Raw genomic sequence first — 6,962 nt, 5'->3', positions numbered from 1 at the left:
GCTTTGGAAACTTCATTACCAACTTGGTGGCCAGCCTTATCGCCTACTCCTTTCAAGAAAAAAACCGGGAATCAAATTTGAAACAGAAAACACCTCACAATTGACATTATTTTATTAAAAGCTTAGATCGAACTCAGGTTAGTACTGCCGTCATAGTTTGTGGGAAGCAAATAGTCCTCGGGTTGTTTCCCCTTAAGGTAGAACTCCAAGATGTTGCCAAGACTTTCGGTAATCCTGACCGAGAAGGGGTCGCCCGTTTTGCTTCTGCCATATAGAAGACGGTCACCCTCAATATTCTTCGCCATGAGCTTGACCAGATCGTTAAGTTCATACCCCCTGCAGTAGAACATGATCAGGGCATAGTTTTTGGCATGCCAAAGAGGGCTTTTCTCCTCGTATTCCAATTTCTTTAGATCCATGATCTTGACCTTTGTCACAGCCTTCTTTTTTGTCCTCGCCTTTGATGGTGTTCTATAGTGATCGAACGGATTTTTAAGCGGAACAAATTCGTCCTCTTTGATGGTACTATTGTATATGGACCGTATCGCCCTAATGTACATCCCTATGGTGTTCTTGGAATTTCCCTTTTTCAGTGGTTGGGCCTCGAAGTCCCTGAGAAATGTCAGGGTAATATCGTACAGCATCATATCCTTTCCATTGTTGAATTTGGTCATGGCATCCACACCACTTTGGTACCATGGTGCCGTTCCCGGAATGTTCGCTACCCGTTTTCTGTTGATAAGCACACTTCCCCATTGGGATAGGGTGATATTATTTTCGACCTTCTTTTTAATCTCAAAATCCAGTTCGCTATCCCATCTGACCTTGATATGGTCCAAAAGGAGGTCGACATCCAACCGGTCGATACTATCGCCGAGCTCGTATACCACTTGTTTGGCCCAATGTAACTTATCGCCAAGTTCTGCGTTTATCTTTTGGTAATCCAGACCATTGTTTGCTAGTGAAGATTTGCGAAGAAGATGGTTTTTTGAATCCCATCCGGCAAGGGAGGTGCAGTGGCCAATACGGAGCAGTCTGTTCTTTTTGTGGAAGACCTTGAGGACTATGAGATATAGCCCGGTAATCCTGCTTTTGGATTTTTTCCTTGTGTCGAGTATCAGACTTACCTTGGCCATTGTTCCTTGGATATTATAAGTAAAAGGTAAGAAATAAAAACGCGCACTTTTCCTTGATATCAAATGGCTGCAAATGACTACAAATTAAGTCATTATTACATAAGTCATTGATATTAAGTCGAATAAGATAGGTGTGTACCATGTTTTGATGTCCTATCTTATAGACTTACAAGCAGGTGGTCACTGGTTCGAACCCAGTAGGGCCCACAGTAACAAAGACAAGGCTTCCAAGAAATTGGGAGCCTTTTTTGGTTTATAAAGATGAGTTTTTATTGTGCGTTAGGGACCGCGGCGGCATCCCCGCAGCAATGCAAGGGATATAGCCAAGTGCCCGACCGACGTAGGAGGGAACGCCCAAATAAAGGAGGGTCTAGCAAAAATTGTAGTCTATCTGTAAAGGAAAGGACGGATAACGCCTAGTTTCTGAGCATTGTCAATTCTCAAAAGATGACTTTCAACACTCTTTTAACCAGGTCCAGCGCTTGGCCCAGTCCATTAAGACATGGCTACGCCATTTTAGTACTGTCTTGGCGCCTTGCCATTCATTATCGAACAATTGTGGGTCAGTAGAGTCCGTATACCAATTCGTCCCTAGCTTAAAATCACTAGCCAAAGCTTTTCCAGGCCAGGCATTGTTTACGACCAACTGACCTCTTTGCTTCGGGAACCCAGGAATATCTGAGCTAATCTCGTAAGTCAATGTTTCCGACTTTTTAGGGGCATATCGAATCCCGTATTTACCCTCACCAAGATAAAATCCTGGCCATTTTTGTTCTCCAACTCCTGCATGTACTGTCATTGTAAAACAAATAGAATCTGAAGGGATGGGTATTTTTGGACCATCTAACTGATATTCTACAATGGAATATATTGAAACGGTATCGGCAAGGGTAGTATTTCGCGAATATACAATCCTTGGGCTAAGACTGAATTTTTCAAAACTACCTCCCCAGTTATCAGCCAGTGGATTGTTAGGGTCTCCGTTCATTACATATAGAAGTGAAGGTGTATCTCCCATTTTAATATCCCCTTTATAATAATTCTTAAAATCTTTGCCTAAATATTCGCCACCGCTTAAGTAGTTTTCGTAATACTTATCGCCCTTTAAACTATCTTGAACATTAGTGTCACTAAAAAAACCTCTGTATGAAGCATTGGCCTCGATGAACCAAAGCTTAGGGAAATTTTCAGCAATATAAGCATAGCTATTTGTGCTCCATTTTTTATTGGGACCTCCGATCCAATACACTTTAATCGCATCTTGAATTTCAGGAGAGTCATGTAAAGCCTGGGCCAGATCATCAAGACCTCCCCATACGAGAACCCAAAGAGGGTTGTTGCTTTCTTTTTTAGCACATGTCACAATCCAATCCGAGCCTTCGGTCGAAGAGGCGTAACCTACATAGGGAACAGCACCTTTTCGGCCTTGCTTGGTGAAAGCCCGTAACGAATCTGGCAAAGGGAATTCCGCACTATGCTTTTTTAACTTGGGCAGATCCTTTTCGTACAAAGTGATCATGTCGAGGATATTTTGTTTTGTTCCAAAACCATAAGAGGGTGAAGACACCAATCCTTCGGTTTCAAATAGGTCGCTATACATCAAAAAATGAATCATGGATTGATTGTCATCCGGATCTGTGCCACCTATATCGGTACTGATAAGTATTCGAGGTTTAACTACAATTTGCTTGATGTTTTTAGTGGCACAACCTTGTAGAAATAAGAATGAAAGTATAAGAATTAGTTTATTCACGGTTGTTTTATTTTAATCGTAATTCGTGGATACCGACTAATTTGGAAGTACCGTAACAATTACTCGGTTGTATCGTGACAATGAAGGTGAGCCCTTGTCCGTGAGCTTTAAAATGAAATGAATTGTTTCTTTCCTTTCTACTTTTGGTGCCCTAAGGTCTACAACATGAACGTTCTCTGCGCCCAAATCTATTTTTCCTTTGTATGAACCTTCCTCTGGATATTGGAACCACAAATAACTTAGATTGTCACCATCAGGGTCGGTAGAATTAAATGCATCCAGGCTAAAGGCTTCGCCCGACTTTATCGTTAAACGATCGGAATGGGTCAATTCGGGTACGGGTGGGTGGTTGGCTTCCTCATATGTTTGGGTACACCAATCCATACGGGCAGCAAAATCATTTTGAAAATCATCCCTCCAGCGCCATAACGTTACTTTATTATCTTTGAATGTAATGGTATCCTTTTTAACGGAACGGCCATATTCCTTAGGAACGTAGGGGGTGTAATTATCATCCGCATTGGTCCAAATTGCCCTGGTCTCAGGAGCAATTTTTACAATGGAGCTCCCTTTTTTTGTTTCTGAGAAATCGGGCTTGTACAATTCATAGCGTCCACCCCAGGCACCCCATTCCGGATGTTCAGGCGCGTTAAGTCCATTGGGTATTAACGATAAAAATGCCGGGGTGTCTCCCTCTACGCCCCATGCAACATCTGGGTATTCAGCTCCCAGGGGGCCATGATTTTGTTGAATGTTTTGGGCTATCCAAGAATTACTGATCAAACTATTGTCTATTCCTTTTATATGGCTATTGATACCTGTCCAAGTGGCAGTACCGTAATAATCTCCTGGACTTACGATGTAAAACAGGTATGGGAAATTGTTCCGTATCCAAATACCGCTATCATCTTGGTCAGAGATGGTATAGACTCGGAGTTTTGAGATAAGCCTTTGAGCCTCCTTCTTGCTTTTTGTTTTCCTGATTTGGTCAAGGGATTGGGCCAAAGTATTGACACCGCCCCAAACTGAAATCCACAACGGGCGATCATCTTTTTCTTCCAATGTTTTGATTATCCACTCGGAACCCTCTGAATTTTTTCCATCGCCTACGCCTTTCATGCCATATTCCGGAAGACCGTTTTTAATAAGTGATACCAATGCTTCCGGTTTGGGAAAACCAGCTTCATGCTTTAAAAGGTTGGGATGCACTTTGCCATAGGCCTGAATAACCCGTTCTATGGATTCAGGGGCTATTCTGTTCTGTAACCAACAAGAAGTCGTAGCCACAATTCCCTTTATGTCAATTTGGCTGGAATACAAAAGCAGACGCACCAAAGACTGCTTATCATCGGGGTCGGCTTCAATGTCGGTTAAAACAATTATTCTGTTTTTTTGATTTATTTGGGCATAAGTTGTGGTATAGCATACCAAACAAAAGGAAATAAAAAAATAGAATGTTTTCATAGCAATAATATTAAGGGTGCTCCAAATATAGATTAATTGTTATCTTAAAGTTCTGTAAAAGCCAGGCATATTTATTAATTCCTTGATAGCTTAGTGTTTGCCAACCATTCGGAATATTTTTTTAATACTTTTTCCGGTGCATTTGTATACCAACTATAACCGTTCCTTCGATTATCACTTATTTCCTCCAACAAGTTTCTATTGATATCATCTCGACTACTAAAATATCCAATATTGCCGAAAAAGAGCTCAAGATGGAACTGCCCCCAATGAACCTTGTAGAGCAAATGGCCTTATTAATTGCCCAAAACCTCACAAAACCATTTAAAGTCAAGGATGTGTCCCATGCCATAGGAATCCATTCCGATTAAGCCAATGCCATTTTTTAAATGGCACATTTAGATACGAATTATTGGAAGAGAATGGCCACCGAACAGAAAGGTTTATCTATTTCAATGCACTCTTGACTGAAAAGAATGGGAAATGGCAGGTAATGTTTAACACTAAACATTACCTGCTACCAAGGAAGAATGGCTCGTTTTGAGTAAAATGTAGGATAATCAATTGGTTCTATAACGGACCGTCTTATTACCCGTTTTGTCTTGTGGTTAGCCAATTGTTATCAGAATAATGGAAGATTATTAGGAATAGGGATTCAACAGGGGAGATACTTCCAAGTCAACACATGATATTACCTTGAATATTGGTAAGTCGCGCTTAGGTTTACCACTTTTTGTACCTACAAAATCTATTTCTTCTAATCTTCAGTGGCAATAAACTCCATCAATTGCTCCACCATTTTTCTGCTTCCACAAAATATGGCCTCACGTTGGTGCAGTTCCGTTGGTTGTACATCAAGAATTCTTTCGGCACCTGTTGTGGCAATGCCGTTGGCCTGTTCCGTTAGAAATGCTATAGGGTTGCATTCATAGGTCAATCTCAATTTGCCCTTTTGTTCAGGCCCAATTCTGGGATACATATATATGCCTCCTTTTATTAAATTTCTGTGGAAATCAGAGACCAAAGAGCCTATGTACCTAGAGGCATAGGGTCTATCTCCTCCTTCCATTTGGCAATACTTTATATACTTTTTTACCCCTTTGGAAAAATGTATGTAGTTGCCTTCATTTACAGAATATATGGAACCTGTTTCGGGGAATTGCATGTTGGGATGGGAATGGTAGAAAGTTCGCAATGCGGGATTTAGGGTAAAGCCATTGACGCCTCTTCCTGTGCTATAGACTAAAATGGTTGATGTTCCATACATAATATACCCAGCAGCAACCTGATTCTTTCCCGGTTGTAGAAAGTCGCTCATTTCAACAGGCTTCCCTACGGGTGAAATACGTCTGTAAATGGAAAATATGGTGCCCACGGAAACATTGACATCAATATTGGACGACCCATCCAAAGGGTCGATCAGTACTACATAACTATTATTGTTTTTACCGTCATGACTATTTACAGCTATAAAGTCATCTTCCTCTTCGGAGGCAATTCCGCATACAATTCCTCGTTGTACCAAAGTCTGGATAAACTTTGTATTTGCGTATACATCCAATTTTTGTTGGTTCTCCCCTTGTATGTTTGTGTTTCCGGCATCCCCTAAAATATCTACCAATCCTGCCTTATTTACTTCGTGGTTTGTTATTTTGGCAGCAAGCCGTATGGCATTTATGAGCTTTGAAAGCTCCCCAGTGGAATAAGGAAAAGCGGATTGGTTATCAAAAATGAACTCTCCAAGGGTCTTTTTTTGTTTGGTCATTATTAAGATATTTCGAAATATTAAACTCAGTTCTATTCAGTATAGGGAACCGTACCTGTTTCATCAACCGGATAGCCCCACTTTTTAATGTATTCCATTCCCGGAAGAAATTCATCCCCAGTTTCTTTCAAACGCTGGGATAGCTGTTTTTCCAATTCGTCCTGAAGGGTTGTGTAGCCCTCATTGCCTATTAGGTTGTTCAATTGATAGGGGTCATTAATATTGTCAAAAAGCAACCACGGACCGTTCAAATCCCTGGCATAGGTGTGCTGTTTGGTTTTAATGGCCCTGTACTCCCTGGCACCATGCTGTACTTTGTTCCATTGTCCAAAGGGTTGTACACAGGTGAGTAAGGTAGCATGCCCTATTTCCTCTTTCCCTTCCATATAAAGCCTATAATCGAATCCTTCCACAGTATTGGGGATGGAAATATCACAGAGACTTAGAAGGGTGGGCATGATATCTTCAGAATTCATTAAAGCATCCCGTTCTCCCGCAGCGATTTTTAATTTTTCAGGAATATAGTACAGCATAGGTACCTTTGCGGATTCCTCGTAAGGTTGTTGCTTTTTATAGGCTCCATGGGAGCCCAATAGATCCCCATGATCTGCAGTAAATACTATGATGGTATTATCAAATTGACCGGAATCCTTTAGATTTTTTATCACCTTGCCTATCATATCATCCAGTGCCGCTATATGAGAATAATAACCTGCCAGATCCTTTTTTGCCCGTTCCTTAAGACTATCGGGTACATTTCTTCGGAGTTGGATCTTTTCCGGATCAAATCGGTTCCTATATTCCAACGGGGCAGTGTGGTATGGCGCGTGGGGTGTACCATAGG

Annotated in this window: 5 protein-coding genes; all 5 read right to left on the bottom strand. The window is 41.2% G+C overall.

Annotation, left to right across the window (positions count from 1 at the left end; all coding sequences use genetic code 11):
- Positions 1 to 122 precede the first annotated feature (122 nt).
- On the bottom strand, positions 123 to 1,136 hold the full coding sequence (locus MWU78_RS22070) for a phage integrase SAM-like domain-containing protein (protein ID WP_247001952.1): 1,014 nt from the start codon (positions 1,134 to 1,136) through the stop codon (positions 123 to 125).
- Positions 1,137 to 1,590: 454 nt separating this feature from the next.
- Complete coding sequence (locus MWU78_RS22620) at positions 1,591 to 2,889, bottom strand: nucleoside hydrolase-like domain-containing protein (RefSeq protein WP_247001950.1); 1,299 nt, start codon at positions 2,887 to 2,889, stop codon at positions 1,591 to 1,593.
- A gap of 36 nt (positions 2,890 to 2,925) precedes the next feature.
- Positions 2,926 to 4,353: a DUF1593 domain-containing protein gene (locus MWU78_RS22060; RefSeq protein ID WP_247001948.1), complete on the bottom strand. Its 1,428-nt coding sequence runs from the start codon at positions 4,351 to 4,353 to the stop codon at positions 2,926 to 2,928.
- A gap of 757 nt (positions 4,354 to 5,110) precedes the next feature.
- Positions 5,111 to 6,118, bottom strand: a complete 1,008-nt coding sequence (fbp, locus tag MWU78_RS22055; protein ID WP_247001946.1) for a class 1 fructose-bisphosphatase — start codon at positions 6,116 to 6,118, stop codon at positions 5,111 to 5,113.
- A gap of 32 nt (positions 6,119 to 6,150) precedes the next feature.
- Positions 6,151 to 6,962: sulfatase-like hydrolase/transferase (locus tag MWU78_RS22050; protein WP_247001944.1), on the bottom strand; the 812-nt coding region annotated here is incomplete at its 5' end.

The sequence above is a fragment of the Arenibacter sp. F26102 genome (assembly GCF_023015865.1).
GTDB lineage: Bacteria > Bacteroidota > Bacteroidia > Flavobacteriales > Flavobacteriaceae > Arenibacter.
The sequence above is the reverse complement of the archived record's forward strand: the minus strand, read 5'-3'. Positions and strand labels throughout refer to the sequence as shown.

Excerpts from the sequence above, each read along its gene's own strand:
- fbp (WP_247001946.1), bottom strand. The coding sequence starts at position 6,118 with ATGACCAAACAAAAAAAGACCCTTGGAGAGTTCATTTTTGATAACCAA.
- MWU78_RS22060 (WP_247001948.1), bottom strand. The coding sequence starts at position 4,353 with ATGAAAACATTCTATTTTTTTATTTCCTTTTGTTTGGTATGCTATACC.
- MWU78_RS22070 (WP_247001952.1), bottom strand. The coding sequence starts at position 1,136 with ATGGCCAAGGTAAGTCTGATACTCGACACAAGGAAAAAATCCAAAAGC.